Here is a 15,429-nt window from a genome sequence, read left to right as displayed (position 1 = left end):
GAACGTAAAGCGAGGCAATGTAGCTCATGAGTATGTGGAAAAGAATCGGAAACCTATTCGCGAAACCGGAGCCGCCACAGGTGGAAAAGAGCATGTTGACGCTCTCCCCCGGAGATATGTGCGAAGTGTCCTTGGTTACTTATGAAGTGACGGGACGGGTTCATAACCGTGGACGGAATGCGGTCGTACTGACACTGCAGGACGGCGCCAAGATCAGCTATTTGCTGATTGAAGAACGGGAGACGCTGCAATATCAGCTCTACCGCCCGATCGACGGCCGGCTGGATACGCCTGACGAGGTTCCGTCTGAAATGGAACTGGACGGAAGAACTTATTACCTGGATGAAGAGTACGTTGGCTCGGTAACCGTTACCGGCCGTACTCCCTTTATGCAGGGAGGCGAGCAGTATGTATGGCAGTTCCAGTCCGATGATTTTGCGCTAATGCGCATCGAATGGCAAAACGGACGTTTCATGCTCTATGAAGGTGAGAAGGTAATAACTGCCGACGTTAAGGTAATCAGAGCGAGTTAAAAGCTGGTAGAGCAGTGCCCATGGGCACTGCTCTTTTTGCGATACTATATAGGACTAAAGAAGAAAATGATAAAGGCAAGGTAGTAAAATGATTCCGAAGAAGCGGAGCGTTCGCCTTTGGTAGCGGATTTCAACCGAATTGGATTTTATAAAATCAAGAAATCTGGAACCAACAGCGATCGTAGGAACATTTTACGTACTTGCCCCATATCCATTTCGCCAGTCCATCTTATATAGTTTATGATTAGCAAACAGCATCCCATGGACTGCGATAAATTTGATTCTTGGTTCAAGAAGTTTTATGGTAATTACATAAATTGGAGAGAATAAGAAGGGGCTATTTCTACAGGAGGAGAGTTGCAGATGAACACTACGTCCCGGATATGGCGGGCGGCGGGTCTGATTTCGGCCGTGTCGACACTGCTGTTATTATGCGGATTTATATATGCGGTGCGTGACGTTATTTATCCGGTAACAAGCGAACCGAACGGGGTCGGATCCCCCGGGGATCATTCATTAAATGTCCCGCTACAAGTGTCCGCAATGGATGTAACGGCAATCGGAGATTCTTTGGCTAAAGGCACCGGAGATGATACGGGGAAAGGTTTTGCCAAAAGAACCGTCGAGATATTGAAGAAGCAGGGTACGGAAAGTAAACTCGTAAACAACTTGGGAATTAACGGGCTAACTACTAAAAAGCTGCTGCCCATGCTGGACGAACCGGGGGTTCAATATGCGCTTAAACAGGCCGGCATGATCATGCTCTCAATAGGAGCCAACGATTTGTTCGAAGGAGGGGAGCCGCTGGAGACCCGGACGGAGCTGCCCTCGGAAGCGGAACTGAATGCAAAGGTGAAGAGCGCATCGGAAAATTTGAGCGAAATTTTGGCCAAGCTGCATGATATTAATCCACAAGCCCGGATCGTCTACATCAGCCTGTATAACCCTTTCTCGGATATGAAAGAGTTGAAAAATGCCGGGGATAAAGCAGTAGCGCAATGGAACAGCATTGCGGCGGAAACGATGTCTTCCATAGACGGCGGCCTGGTCGTGCCTACGTTTGATTTGTTTACTTTACAGGCCGGCCGGTATCTCTCCGGCGACCATTTCCATCCGAACGGGACGGGGTATCAGGCCATCGCGGAGCGCATCGTACAGGGGATCGGCGTACAAGAGTGACACAAGGAGTGAAGAACTTTGGCAGCGCAGAATAAAGCCGGGCAACAGCCGCGGCAGATCGTTTTGAAGGTCGAACATTTAAAGAAAAAGATCGGTCGTACCTGGATTGTCAGGGATGTGTCGTTTGAGGTGCGGGAAGGGGAAATCTTCGGGTTTTTAGGCCCTAACGGAGCCGGTAAAACTACGACGATCCGGATGCTGGTTGACCTGATTCGTCCTACGGAAGGAAGCGTAAAGGTATGCGGACACGAAGTGAACCGGGAGCCGGAACGCGCGTTAGCCTATGTCGGTTCGATCGTGGAGAATCCGGAAGTTTATAATTACTTGACCGGCTGGGAGAACCTGGAGCAGTTCGCTAGAATGATGACCGGTGTGGATGGGGCGCGGATCGCCGAGGTAGCGGCAATGGTCGGACTGGACGAGCGAATTCATGACAAGGTGAAAACTTATTCGCTAGGCATGCGCCAGCGCCTAGGGATCGCGCAGGCTCTGCTCGGCAGGCCTAAACTGATGATACTGGATGAGCCAACCAACGGTTTGGATCCCAAGGGGATTAAGGAACTCCGCCAATTTATCAAGGGCTTGGCGGAGGAAGGGATGGCTGTATTCGTGTCGAGCCACTTGCTCAGTGAAATCCAATTGCTTTGTGATCGTGTGGCGATCATTAGCCGCGGCAGCGTGCTTGCCGTAGGAACAGTCAACGAACTTATCCAGGGAAGCTCGAATTACGTGGTCTGGGAGCTGGAGCCCCGCCACCAAGGGGAAGCGTTGTTAAAGGCGGCGGGCGTGACGGTGGTCTCAAAAGCGGGCGATGTGCTCGACGATGCGATTATGGCCGGAATCGGCAACAACGCCGTCGTGGCACAAATGCAGCCCGAGGACATTCCTCGTTTGTTGGCCAGTCTGGTCGGCGCAGGGATTCATGTAGGCGCCGTGCATAAAATCAATCCTACACTTGAGCAACTGTTCCTGGAGATGACGGATGGTGAAACTATTGAATAATCATATGTTATCGCTTGTTCAAAACGAAACGATCAAAATGATCAAGAAGAAACGATTCTATGTTGTCGTGTTGGTATTGTTGATTTTGGTTCCTATTTTTGCATATGCCCAAATGAAGCAAGCCGAGGACAAACGAGAAACCTACGGGGCGGACTGGCGCCGTGAAGTGCAGCAGGCGATTACCGACAATCAGAATTCTCTCGGCAGCGACCGGGTGCCGGAGGAATGGAAGAAATACCGCCAAATCTATATTCAGCAGATGAAATATTATTTGGAGCATGATGTAAACCCGGCCCAACCGGGAGGCGTCTCGTTCACGCGGGAGTTTCTGGACAATGCGTCTACCCTGTTCATTCCATTGCTGATCATGGGAATAGGCTCAGACATCGTGTCCTCGGAACGGACGGGCGGAACGGTGAAGATGCTGCTGACCCGGCCGGTCCGCCGTTGGAAGGTGCTGCTCAGCAAGCTGATTACGCTGCTGCTCTTTGTATCGCTGATCGTGGTTTCTTCCTTTATCATCTGCTATCTGATATCGGGTCTCTTTTTCGGATATAAAGGATTCAATTTCCCGGTATTTACGGGCTTTCAGCTGCATGGCGCGGACGTGGACATGTCGGCGGTGCACTCGGTGCCCCAGTGGAAATATCTCTTTATGCAGGCAGGCCTGATCTGGTTCGTCGGTATCGTTGTCGCGATCCTCGCATTTATGGTGTCGGTGCTGGTAAGGAGCACTGCGGCTAGCATTGTCATCATGATGGCGGCGCTAATCGCGGGGAATATTCTCAGTAATATGGCTTCTTCCTGGACAAGCGCCAAATATTTGTTTATGGTGAATCTTGGACTAACCAATTATTTGGCAGGAACCCCGGCTCCGATCGAAGGAATGAACCTTGGATTTTCACTCGTAGTGCTGGCGGCTTGGGCGGCCGTTTCATTGGTTGTTTCATTCCTTGTCTTTACGAAACAGGATATATTGAATTAAAATGGACAAGGATAACAAAACATTTGTTTGCATTGTAGTACAAATCATGGACTACATAATAGCTAAAAGGGGGAGCATGAATGGCCGAACAAATCGATTTGTTCGAAGACGCCTCCGGTGCAAAGCCTGGCCATGCGGCTTCGGGATACGACGCGGACGACATTCAGGTGCTCGAAGGGCTTGTCGCGGTACGTAAACGACCAGGTATGTATATCGGCAGTACGAGCTCGTCGGGACTTCATCATCTGGTATGGGAGATTGTGGATAATGCTGTCGACGAGCATTTGGCGAAATTTTGTACCAAAATCGACATTACGCTGAACAAAGACGGTTCCGTTACGATATTTGATAATGGCCGCGGCATTCCGACCGGAATGCACAAGACAGGCATTCCAACACCGCAGGTGGTATATACGATTTTGCATGCCGGGGGGAAATTCGGCGGGTCGGGATATAAGAAATCCGGCGGCTTGCACGGGGTTGGCGCATCGGTGACGAACGCGCTCTCCGAGTGGCTGGAAGTCGAAATTTACCGGGAAGGTAAAATCCATCGGATGCGGTTCGAGTATTGGGTGGACAAAAAGGGGATAGAGCATGTCGGTGAGCCGGTGACGGGCCTGGAGGTATTGGGAAATACGAACCGGACAGGCACCAAGGTTACGTTCAAGCCGGACAAACGCGTGTTTGTCAATGGAATCGGACTGAGTTACGATACGCTCGCGGAACGTTTACAGGAGATCGCATTTCTGAATTCGGGCCTCAAAGTGACCTTGAAGGATGAGCGGTCGGATCGTTCCGACGAGTTTTTTTACGAGGGCGGAGCCAGCCAGTTCGTTCAATTTTTGAACGACGGGAAAGACGTGCTGCATGATGTAATTCATTTTTACGCTGAGCGCGAGGATATCGAAGTCGAGGTCGCATTGCAATATAACGCGGGCTATACGGAAACGCTGGTTTCTTTCGTCAATTCGATTCCGACTCGCGGCGGCGGTACCCATGAGACAGGCTTCAAGACTGCCTATACCAGGGTCATGAACGACTATGCGCGCAAGAATGCCATGCTCAAGGAAAAGGATAAAAATCTCGATGGCAACGATTTGCGCGAAGGCATGATGGCGGTTATCAGCGTTAAAATGTCCGAGGTTGAGTTTGTCGGTCAAACGAAGGACCAACTCGGTAGCGCTTCCGCGCGCAGCGCTGTGGACGCAGTCGTAGCCGAGAAAATGGCTTTGTTCCTGGAGGAGAACCCGCAAGTAGCTCAGACGCTGATCAAGAAAGCGATCCAGGCTTCGCGTGCCAGAGAAGCGGCCCGTAAAGCGCGGGACGAAATGCGCACGGGCAAGAAGCGGAGCGAAAGCTCCAATCTCGGCGGCAAGCTGACTCCTGCGCAGTCCAAAGATTTTACGCGCAACGAGCTGTTTATCGTCGAAGGCGATTCTGCCGGCGGCTCGGCCAAACAGGGACGGGATTCGAAGATCCAGGCGATTCTGCCGCTTAAAGGAAAACCGATGAATCCGGAAAAAGCCAAATTGGCCGATATTCTGAAGAACGATGAATACCGGGCGATCATTTCGGCGATCGGCGCGGGCATCGGGCCGGAATTTGCCGTGGAAGACAGCAATTATTCGAAAATCATCATCATGACCGACGCCGATACGGACGGAGCGCACATCCAGGTGCTGCTGCTCACTTTCTTTTATCGTTACATGAAGCCGCTGATCGACGCCGGACGTGTCTATATCGCTCAGCCTCCGCTCTATAAGATTACCCGCCGGTCGGGTAAACTGGAGACGATCCGTTATGCATGGAGCGACGAGCAGCTTCAGAACTATCTGAAGGAATTCGGCAAAAACTTCGAGCTGCAACGGTATAAGGGGCTTGGGGAAATGAACCCGGAACAGCTGTGGGAAACGACGATGAATCCGGAAACCCGCACGATGCTTCAGGTGCAGATCGAGGACGCTGCCAAGGCAGAGCGCCGCGTATCTACGCTGATGGGCGACAAAGTCGATCCCCGGAAGCGTTGGATTGTGGAGAACGTAGATTTCACGGAGTATGAGGAATAGAAGGTGACATGATTTGAGTTCATTGGAGAATTTTTTACCGGCTTTTCTCGAAGAAGTCGTCGGAGACCGTTTCGGCCGGTATTCCAAATATATTATTCAAGATAGAGCTATTCCTGACGTCAGAGACGGCCTAAAGCCGGTGCAACGACGCATTCTGTATGCGATGTACGACTCGGGCAATACTCCGGACAAGCCTTATCGTAAGTCGGCCAAAACGGTCGGGGACGTTATGGGTAACTATCACCCGCACGGCGACTCTTCGATTTACGAAGGCATGGTCCGGATGGCACAGCCATGGAAGATGGGACATGTATTAGTAGACGGTCATGGCAACTGGGGTTCCCAGGATGATGACCCGGCCGCTGCTATGCGGTATACGGAGGCGCGCCTTTCGCCGATTGCGATGGAGCTGCTCCGTGATATCGAGAAAAGAACGGTCCCTTTTAAGGACAACTTTGATAATACGGCTATGGAGCCGGTCGTGTTGCCTGCCCGTTTTCCGAACCTGCTGGTCAACGGGGTAAGCGGGATCTCCGCCGGTTTTGCGACGGAAATTCCGCCGCATAATTTGCGCGAGGTGATCGATGCCTGCGTAGCGATTATGGAAAAGCCGGGGATTTCTATGGAAGAGATCCGTTCGTATGTGAAGGGACCGGATTTTCCGACCGGCGGCATTATTATGGGCGAGGATGGAATCCAGAGCGCCTATGAGAACGGGAAAGGGCGGATTTACCTCCGCTCCAAAACGGAGATCGAAACGATGCGCGGCGGCAAGCAGCAGATCGTCATCACGGAGATCCCTTATCAGGTCGTAAAATCCAGACTCGTTACAGCTATGGAAAACATTCGGCTGGAGAAAAAGGTCGACGGGATCGCCGAGGTACGTGATGAGAGCGGACGGAACGGCCTGCGCATCGTCGTTGAGCTGAAGAAAGACGCAGACGCTCAAGGCATCCTTGCGTACTTGCTTAAGAAGACCGATTTACAGGTCACTTATAATTTCAACATGGTGGCGATTGTAAACAAAGCGCCGCGTCAGCTTGGACTCCGGGCGATGCTGGACGCTTATATCGCTCACCAGCGCGAAGTGGTCACTTTCCGGACCCAATACGAGCTTGAGAAGCTGGAAGACCGGGCCCATGTGTTGGAAGGTCTGGTTAAGGCCCTGAATATTTTGGACGAGGTCATCGCCGCCATCAAGGCGTCGAAAAACCGCCAGGACGCTCAGAACAATCTGCAGTGGATGTTCGGATTTACCGAACGCCAAGCGGATTCCATCCTGACGTTGCAATTGTACCGGTTGACCAACCTGGAAATTACATCGTTGCAGAAAGAACTGGACGATATTCAAAAGAAGATCACAACGCTTCGCGGAATTCTTGAGAGCGATAAGAAGCTCATTGCCGTCATCAAGAAAGAACTGATCGAGATCCGTGACAAGTACGGTATTGATCGGCGTTCGGATATCCAGGGCGAAGTGGAAGAGCTCAAGGTTAATCTTGAGGTTATGGTGGCCCAGGAAGATGTGCTGATCACACTGTCTCACGAAGGATATATCAAACGGACGAGCATGCTTTCGTTTACGCGTTCCGGCGGGGAGCGGGAAGGGTCCGGAGTGAAGGAAGGCGATTATATCAAGCATGTGCTTGATGTGAATACGCTGCAGAATCTTCTGATCTTCACCCAACGCGGCCAATACTTCCTGTTGCCGGTGCATCAGATTCCGGAGTTCAAATGGAAAGATAACGGTACCGCGATCGTCAATGTCATTCCGATGGCTAAGGAAGACCGGATCGTCAGCGTGGTTCCGCTGAAGGACTTTGACGCGGCTAATACGAGCTTTGTCTTCGTCACGAAGCGCGGTCAGGTGAAGCGTACCGAGCTCAAAGAGTACGAAACGAAACGGTCGGGAGCCATCGCTGCCTGCAAGGTGGCCGACGGGGACGAGATTATTAACGTGACGCTTAGCCAGAATCGCCAAGACATTCTGTTATTGACGAAACAGGGGATGGCCATCCGTTTTGCGGAGAATGAAGTCAACTCCATGGGACGCGTCTCGGCCGGCGTTCGCGGCATCGCTTTGAAGGAAGAAGACGAGGTCGTAAGCGCATTGTGGGTTGAAGGCGAAGAAGGTGAAGTGCTCGTTGTATCCGATCTGGGCTACGGCAAACGGAGTCTTCTGCTCGATTATCCATTGCAAAGCCGCGGAGGCAAAGGCGTTCAGTCATTTGAATTCAAGGAAGGCAAACGGGTTAAGCCGAACGGCAGCCGCTTATCCGGCGGGTTCCATTGCAAAGAACCGCTTGCGCTGCTCGCCGTGACCAAGGAAGGCGCCATGCTTTCATTCAGTTCCGAGGACGCGCCTTTATCCGATCGCAAATCGATCGGCAAGGTGTTGGCTCCAGTCGACAAAAAAGACGAGATCACGGACTTGCTGCTTCGAGGTCAATAATAATAAGCTTCACGGAATTAGATTGATTCCGTGAAGCTTTTTTTTCTTTTTTCCAGATGTAATGTCAGTTTTCAGCCAGTAGATGAGTGATGAACGCCTGGATCGTATGATCCAGGTACATATTTTTTCGATAGACTAAGCCGACTTTTTTTCGCGGCACCGGTTCAGCGAATGGAATGACCGCAATGTCCGGATTTCGCAGTGTTCTGGCGTAAGACAAGGGCAAAACCGTTCCTCCGACATTATGCCCGACCATTTGAACCTGGGATTCCATGGTGGACAGCTCCATAACCGGCTTCAGGATGAGGCCTTGGGCTGCGCAGGCTGCATCGATGATTTGCCGCACCAAAAACTTGGACTGAAACAGTACAAGCGGCAGATCGGCGAGCTTTGTCAACTGGACGGAGACGTTCCCTGCCAAAGGATGATGTTTGGAGACAATAAGAGCCAATTCTTCATCATAAAGAGGCAGGCTTACCAGCTGCTCGTCTTCCAGCGGCAAGAATACGACGCCGAGATCGAGCCTGTTTCCAAGCAGGCCGTCGTGGGTCTCGTCGGTCGCCAGCTCGATTACGTTAAGATCGATGCCGGGATGCTGGCGATGAAAGGAGATGAGCGCTTCCGTAATCAGATGATTGCCGGAACACCCAATGCGCAGCCTGCCGCGTTTCAAACCAGCCAGCTCCCCAATCTCGAACCTTGCCTGCTCCAGTTCGTGAATGACCCGGCGCGCATGTTCCATCAGAATCATGCCGGGTTGGGTCAGGTGAATTCTTTTGCCTGAACGGTGAAACAGCGGAGTGCCGACTTCGTGCTCCAACAAACGAATCTGATGGCTCAAGGTCGGCTGGGTAATACCGAGTTTGTCCGCTGCTTTCGTAAAATGAAGTTCCTCGGCCACAGCCAGAAAATAATCGAGAAGCCGGTGCTCCATGAAAACATCTCCATTATAGATAATTTCTATGATTATAGCAGATAATACTAGACAAAGTGATAATATGTGATTTGTTTAATGGTTGCTGATTAATTTAATGCTTATAATCCTTTAAATACTAACTAATAGGAGAGACGATATGTTTGGAAAACACAGAGCGGCAGCATTATTGGGGCTTTTCCTGATCACGACAATTGTCATCCTTTTTAACTATCAATTTAAATTACGTGAAGTTCCAAAAGTATATAGCTTCACTGTTGAAACTGAGGATTTACGAATAAAGGATGTTGAATTTGTTGTTTATTCAAACGCAAACTCTGTTTATATAGCAGGACATAATCTGGAGAAAATCGGAGACGATAAACAGTTTTCAGGTGTTACCTACGGTATATCTGTTGGCGGAACAATGATTTTGTCATTAAGCCAAGCGGACGATCCTTTTACATTACCGGATTCCTTCCAAGGAAAGATGAATTATAACACCAGAAATTTAATACAAAATGTAAAAGCTCGGGAACATGATACAGTGAATATTGAATTATTATATATGGTAAATGGGGTTGCTAAAAATGTAACTGGAACCGTTAATTTAAGCAAAATAGCCAAATCTATATCCTCATCAGACAATAAAAATGTTATTCGACTATAGATGCAATATGTTAAAATGGACAGCGTGATATAAGGCTGTCCATTTCTGTTTGAAATGTATTGTCCTATAGAAGTAATCTATGATAATAATTGATATCATAATATTGATCAATGCAAAGGATAAGGGTATAGTTAATTCAAACGAAACGGTTAAGAGAGGAAGCGTATCTCAGTGAATAAATTTACTATTGTAAAAGCAGAGAACTTGAAAGCAAAACCCGATAGCGATCATCTCGGATTCGGCCAATATTTTACCGACCACATGCTGGTTATGGATTACACGGAAGGCAAAGGATGGCATGACCCAAGCATTGTGCCATACGGGCCGATTGCCTTGGATCCTTCGGCCATGGTGTTCCATTACGGCCAGGAAGTGTTTGAAGGCATGAAAGCCTATAAGACGGCCGAAGGTCAATTTTCACTTTTCCGGCCTGACATGAATTTGAAACGCCTCAATATTTCTTGCGAACGGATGAGCATTCCTCAGGTGGACCCTGAGCTGCTGTTGGACGGAATTACTCAACTGGTTAGCCTTGATAAGGACTGGATTCCGGAAGGCGAGGATACGTCCCTGTATATCCGCCCGTTTATTATCGCAACCGAGCCTTGCCTGGGCGTGCGGGCCGCGAAGCAGTACAAGCTGCTCGTTATTTTGTCGCCGGTCGGATCGTACTATCCGGAAGGGATTCATCCGGTCTCTATTTTCGTGGAAGACGAATACGTCCGTGCGGTTCGCGGCGGGACCGGGATGGCCAAGACATCCGGCAATTACGCTTCGGGCATCAGAGCGCAGGAAATTGCGAAGCTGGAAGGGTTCTCGCAAGTGCTGTGGCTGGACGGCGTTGAGAAGAAATACATCGAGGAAGTTGGCAGCATGAACGTATTTTTCAAGATCGGCGGAGAAGTGATTACTCCCGAGCTGTCGGGCAGCATTCTAGCCGGGGTGACGAGAGATTCGGTAATGACGCTGCTGCGTTCGTGGGGAATTCAGGTGATCGAGCGGAAGATCTCTGTAGATGAGCTGTTTGAAGCCGCACGAGAGGGGAAATTGGAGGAGGCTTTCGGTACCGGAACAGCCGCTGTAATCTCACCGATCGGCACGATGAAATGGGGAGAAGAGCAAATTGCGGTTGCCGGAGGGCAAACGGGCGAGATCTCCAAAAAGCTGTATGATTCCATTACCGGCATTCAAAAAGGCGTTCTTGAAGATCCATTCGGCTGGCGGAACATTATTGTTTAATCTATCAATAACGAAACAAGTCATTCGGCCTGAGGTCGGATGGCTTGTTTTTTTGTATGTCAATCTCCTTGGTTTTTCGCATTAAAATGGCACGAATTTAGGTTTCATCGATCACAGGAAGGAATTTCCGGTCTGCTTGTCGAATTATTCATGACGTAAATCAAAAGAGAAGCCGGCATTCATTTCAAGAAGATTAGGGGGGACATCATGCATACTACCGAGTTTGCCAGACTTTTGGGGATCATCGTCAAGGATTATCAGACGCATATGGAGGAAGAGCTTGCGCCTGCATTGACAACTTCACAACTGGCTGTACTTGAAGTGCTGGAGCGGGAAGGGAATTTGAAACCGTCCGAATTGATCCCATTCCTCTCGACCACGCCGGCTGCGGTCACGATGCTGCTTGACCGAATGGAACGCGGCGAATTGATTCGCCGGGACAGGGATGAGGGTGACCGCCGGATCGTTTGGGTCTCGATAACCGATAAGGGTAAACGGGAAGCGGAGCGGGGCGTTCAGGTCCGCAATAAGTATTTGAGCCAAGTGCTGGATCGGATTTCGACGCATAATCAGCAGCTTCTTGTGTATTTAATGGGTAAAATCTCCGGGACGAAATAATCCTTGGCAGCTAAGAGTAAGAAGGCGGAGCGAACGAATACATAAGAGATGTAAAAGAGAGGCTGTCCGCAGTTCATTGAATTCCAATGACTACGGGGCAGCCTCTCTTTTTAGTTATTAAAAGTTACCGTTGTAACCCGCCGTACAATTCTCCGCAGTCTGCTTGTAAATCGTCTCTTCCCAAAGATTCCAAGGATACTGGCGCGGCGGCATCGAAATGAGATCGACCGGCTCCTTCGTGATTGGGTGAGGGACGCCGACATACAGTGACCACAATGCAATTTGCTCACCGGGTTTGTTGACCGCGCTACCGTATTTCTGATCTCCGTATAGCGGGCAGCCGATGTGACTGAACTGGACCCGGATCTGATGCGACCGGCCCGTAAGAAGCGTGATCTGCACCAGGGACAAGTTGTCCTGAGGCGAGCTGCCCAGCACGCGGTAATCCAGAATCGCTTCTTTGCTGTCCGGCGTACCTTTGGGAACGACCCGGACGGTGTTGGTACGTTCATCCTTCAAAAGGAAATCGGTCAACCTACCGCTCTGTTTACCTGGAATCCCCCGGACCACCGCCATATAAGACTTGTCGAATTTACGGCTGCGCACCGCTTCGGACAATCTTGAGGCCGCTTTGGATGTCTTGGCGAAGATCATCGCTCCTCCCACCGGACGGTCCAAACGGTGGACTAGTCCGAGATACACATTGCCGGGTTTGTCGTACCGCTCTTTGATATCTTCCTTCAGCAAGCTGAGCAGGTCCGGGTCACCGCTGGCATCCTCCTGGGTCGGCACGTTCACCGGCTTCTCGATCCCGAGTAAATGGTTATCCTCGTAGAGGATTGCCATCCGAGGGTGCCCTGACGTGTGCAACGGTTCGGCTGGCATGCTTATTCCTCCCAACGGCCCAGAATCCCGCAAGGAAGATTTAGGCCGGACTTCGTAATCGGCAGGCCTAATTCGCCTGAGGAAATGACTCCGCCATGCTGGCGCTTCACGGTCATCGACAGAATGTTGTGAAGAACCGTTGGAGAAATTCCTGTGGTATAGGAATTGATGAGGAAGAACAAAGGCGTATCCGATAGGATCGACATACAGGATTCCACAAACGGATACAGGCTCGTCTCGAGTTTCCACATCTCGCCGTTCGGTCCGCGGCCGTAAGACGGCGGGTCCATAATGATCGCGTCGTATTTGTTGCCGCGGCGTTGTTCCCGCTGCACGAATTTGAAAACATCGTCCGTGATGAAGCGGACAGGTCTGTCGCCAAGCCCGGATAACGCTAGATTCTCCTTCGCCCACTGCACCATGCCTTTGGCCGCGTCGACATGAACGACCGAAGCGCCGGCGGAAGCGGCTGCCACGGTGGCACCGCCTGTATAGGCAAACAGATTAAGTACTTGGATCGGGCGGCCGGCCGCGGAAATCTTGTCCATCATCCAGCGCCAGTTGGCCGCTTGTTCCGGGAATAAACCGGTATGTTTGAAATTGGTTGGCCGGATATAAAATTTAAGCCGGTCATAGGAAACCGTCCAGCGCTCGGGAAGCTGCTTCTTCATTTCCCATTGTCCACCGCCGGATGAACTGCGATGGTAGTGGCCATGAACTTCGCGCCACTGCCGGCTCTCCTCGCGGATCGGCCATATAATTTGCGGATCCGGGCGCCGGAGGACAACATCGCCCCAACGTTCCAGCTTTTCGCCATCTCCGGTATCAATGACTTCATAATCTTGCCAGTCGTTTGCTACGTACATTTCATAATCCTTCCTTCCGTCTAAAGAACGGTCTGCGCCGCTCTAATTGAACGATTCCAGAGTTCTCGGGTTCGCTAGTTATTGTACCTTATTTTTCTATTGCCATGCCAGCCTTCGGCGAAATTCTCCAAGCGTCAAGGGCAGGAAACAACTAAAGCCAACCTGGGTCTTTGAATAGACGGTGTTCTGTGATAGTCTGAACAGCAGTAGATGCATATAGATGGGAGAGAGTAACGATGCTTCGCCGATTTTTTTCATATTACATTCCGTACAAAAAACTGTTTATTCTGGACTTTACCTGTGCAGTGGTAGCGGGGCTGCTGGAGCTCGGCTTTCCGATCGCTGTAAACCAGTTTGTGGACAAACTGCTGCCGGGCAAAAACTGGTCCATGATCGTATGGGCTTGCGCCGCGTTGCTGGGCGTTTATGTTCTGAATACGGTATTGAATTATATCGTCACCTACTGGGGCCATATGCTGGGCGTTAATATCGAGACGAAAATGCGTAAAAGCATGTTCGATCATTTGCAAAAGCTGTCGTTCCGCTTCTATGACAACAATAAGACAGGCCACTTGATGTCGCGCATTTCGAACGATCTGGACAACATCGGCGAAGTGGCGCATCACGGTCCCGAAGACGTGTTCATCGCCGGGATGACCCTGATCGGTTCGTTCCTGCTGATGCTGGCGATCAACTGGAAACTGGCCGTTCTGACGTTTCTTGTCGTACCGGTGCTGGTGTGGACCGCGCTTTATTTTAACGGGAAAATGACTAGCACGTACCGAGGGCTATTCTCGGCCCTGGCGGACTTCAATTCCCGGGTCGAAGAGAACATCGGCGGAATTCGTGTCGTACAAGCATTTGCCAACGAGGAACATGAGAAGGAACTATTTAACGAGAACAACAGCAGTTACCGGAGCACCAAGCTCCGGGCTTACAAAATCATGGCCGGCAGCCTGTCGGTCAACTATATGCTGATGCGGCTAGTTTCGTTGTTTGTCATGATCTGCGGGACGTGGTTCGTCATTCGCGGCGAGCTGTCCTATGGCGAGTTTATCGGATTCCTGCTGTTGGCCAACGTCTTTATCCGGCCGATCGAGAAAATTAATGCAATCATCGAGAGCTATCCGAAAGGGATCGCTGGGTTCAAGCGATACCTGGAAATCATGGATACGGAGCCTGATGTGGCCGACGCGCCGGATGCGGTCGACGCCGGCTGGCTCCGAGGGGATATCCGGTTCAACGAAGTGAGCTTCGGATATGAAGACGGCGCGCATGTGCTGAGCAACATCAGCCTCAATATTGCTGCAGGGGAGACGATCGCCTTCGTCGGCCCTTCCGGAGCCGGGAAAACGACGCTGTGCAGTCTACTGCCGAGGTTCTACGAACTGGCCGGCGGCAATATTACGATTGACGGAAAAGACATCCGCAGCATGACGCTGTCATCATTACGGCGCAATATCGGGATCGTCCAGCAGGACGTCTACCTATTCTCGGGCACGATCCGCGAGAACATCGCCTACGGCAAGCTTGGAGCCGACGAGGAGGAAATCTGGGCGGCGGCGCGGCGCGCCCAATTGGAGGACTTTATTCAGGCGCAGCCCGAAGGCATGGATACGGTAATCGGCGAGCGGGGGGTCAAGCTGTCCGGCGGGCAGAAGCAGCGGCTGGCGATTGCGCGGATGTTCCTGAAAAACCCGCCGATCCTCATCCTCGATGAAGCGACATCGGCGCTGGATACCGAAACCGAAATGGCGATCCAAAAGTCCTTGGCCGAACTGTCGGAAGGAAGAACGACGCTGGTGATCGCCCACCGGCTTGCCACGATCAAAAATGCCGACCGGATCGTCGTCGTGACGGAAGAAGGCATATCGGAGCAGGGACGCCATCAGGAACTGGTCGGCGCCGGCGGCCATTACAGCCGCTTGCATCAGGCTCAGTTCGGGGCGAATTAATCTGAATTGCAGATTGGAACCATATGCGTAGATCAATGTTTTCGAAGCAGCCCTGGGTTGACAAAC

13 protein-coding genes are annotated in these 15,429 nt (G+C 51.1%); 10 read left to right on the top strand and 3 right to left on the bottom strand.

Translation table 11 applies throughout. The features are described 5' to 3' along the window. The first annotated feature begins 26 nt into the window (after positions 1–26). The 6 genes from KB559_RS05960 (at position 27) to gyrA (ending at position 8,217) form a co-directional block, all read left to right on the top strand. Positions 27–533 (top strand): DUF4178 domain-containing protein, encoded by a 507-nt coding sequence (locus KB559_RS05960; protein WP_211020789.1) that lies wholly within the window; start codon positions 27–29, stop codon positions 531–533. A 363-nt stretch (positions 534–896) separates the two neighbouring features. Then, on the top strand, positions 897–1,712 hold the full coding sequence (locus KB559_RS05955; protein ID WP_211020788.1) for a GDSL-type esterase/lipase family protein: 816 nt from the start codon (positions 897–899) through the stop codon (positions 1,710–1,712). Positions 1,713–1,730: 18 nt separating this feature from the next. After that, positions 1,731–2,714 carry an ABC transporter ATP-binding protein gene (locus KB559_RS05950; protein WP_211020787.1) on the top strand — a complete coding sequence of 328 codons (984 nt, stop codon included), beginning with the start codon at positions 1,731–1,733 and terminating at the stop codon, positions 2,712–2,714. Then, complete coding sequence (locus KB559_RS05945) at positions 2,695–3,699, top strand: ABC transporter permease subunit (protein WP_247681596.1); 1,005 nt, start codon at positions 2,695–2,697, stop codon at positions 3,697–3,699. Before KB559_RS05950 ends, KB559_RS05945 begins: the two co-directional genes overlap by 20 nt. 80 nt (positions 3,700–3,779) lie before the next feature. Further along, positions 3,780–5,765, top strand: a complete 1,986-nt coding sequence (gene parE / locus KB559_RS05940; RefSeq protein WP_211020786.1) for a DNA topoisomerase IV subunit B — start codon at positions 3,780–3,782, stop codon at positions 5,763–5,765. A 13-nt stretch (positions 5,766–5,778) separates the two neighbouring features. After that, positions 5,779–8,217, top strand: a complete 2,439-nt coding sequence (gene gyrA / locus KB559_RS05935) for a DNA gyrase subunit A (protein ID WP_211020785.1) — start codon at positions 5,779–5,781, stop codon at positions 8,215–8,217. Positions 8,218–8,281: 64 nt separating this feature from the next. Here gyrA and KB559_RS05930 read toward each other — a convergent pair whose 3' ends face one another. Then, positions 8,282–9,151: a LysR family transcriptional regulator gene (locus tag KB559_RS05930; protein ID WP_211020784.1), complete on the bottom strand. Its 870-nt coding sequence runs from the start codon at positions 9,149–9,151 to the stop codon at positions 8,282–8,284. A 139-nt stretch (positions 9,152–9,290) separates the two neighbouring features. On the opposite strand from KB559_RS05930, the gene KB559_RS05925 reads away from it, so the two are divergent. The 3 genes from KB559_RS05925 (at position 9,291) to KB559_RS05915 (ending at position 11,657) form a co-directional block, all read left to right on the top strand. Next, entirely contained in the window at positions 9,291–9,800 is a 510-nt protein-coding gene (locus KB559_RS05925; RefSeq protein WP_211020783.1) for a hypothetical protein, read from the top strand. A 171-nt stretch (positions 9,801–9,971) separates the two neighbouring features. After that, positions 9,972–11,039 carry a branched-chain amino acid aminotransferase gene (locus tag KB559_RS05920; RefSeq protein ID WP_211020782.1) on the top strand — a complete coding sequence of 356 codons (1,068 nt, stop codon included), beginning with the start codon at positions 9,972–9,974 and terminating at the stop codon, positions 11,037–11,039. Positions 11,040–11,246: 207 nt separating this feature from the next. Then, positions 11,247–11,657, top strand: a complete 411-nt coding sequence (locus tag KB559_RS05915; RefSeq protein WP_211020781.1) for a MarR family winged helix-turn-helix transcriptional regulator — start codon at positions 11,247–11,249, stop codon at positions 11,655–11,657. Positions 11,658–11,774: 117 nt separating this feature from the next. Here KB559_RS05915 and KB559_RS05910 read toward each other — a convergent pair whose 3' ends face one another. Both KB559_RS05910 and KB559_RS05905 read right to left on the bottom strand, forming a co-directional pair. Continuing rightward, positions 11,775–12,542, bottom strand: coding sequence for an RluA family pseudouridine synthase (locus KB559_RS05910; RefSeq protein WP_211020780.1), 768 nt, complete (start codon positions 12,540–12,542; stop codon positions 11,775–11,777). 2 nt (positions 12,543–12,544) lie between these two features. Next, positions 12,545–13,408 carry a class I SAM-dependent methyltransferase gene (locus KB559_RS05905; RefSeq protein ID WP_211020779.1) on the bottom strand — a complete coding sequence of 288 codons (864 nt, stop codon included), beginning with the start codon at positions 13,406–13,408 and terminating at the stop codon, positions 12,545–12,547. 236 nt (positions 13,409–13,644) lie between these two features. On the opposite strand from KB559_RS05905, the gene KB559_RS05900 reads away from it, so the two are divergent. Continuing rightward, positions 13,645–15,363 (top strand): ABC transporter ATP-binding protein, encoded by a 1,719-nt coding sequence (locus KB559_RS05900; protein ID WP_211020778.1) that lies wholly within the window; start codon positions 13,645–13,647, stop codon positions 15,361–15,363. Positions 15,364–15,429: the final 66 nt, after the last annotated feature.

The sequence above is a fragment of the Paenibacillus sp. Marseille-P2973 genome, assembly GCF_018101095.1.
Classification (GTDB): domain Bacteria; phylum Bacillota; class Bacilli; order Paenibacillales; family Paenibacillaceae; genus Fontibacillus; species Fontibacillus vini.
Note: the sequence above shows the minus strand (reverse complement) of the source record. Positions and strands in the feature narration are given on the sequence as shown.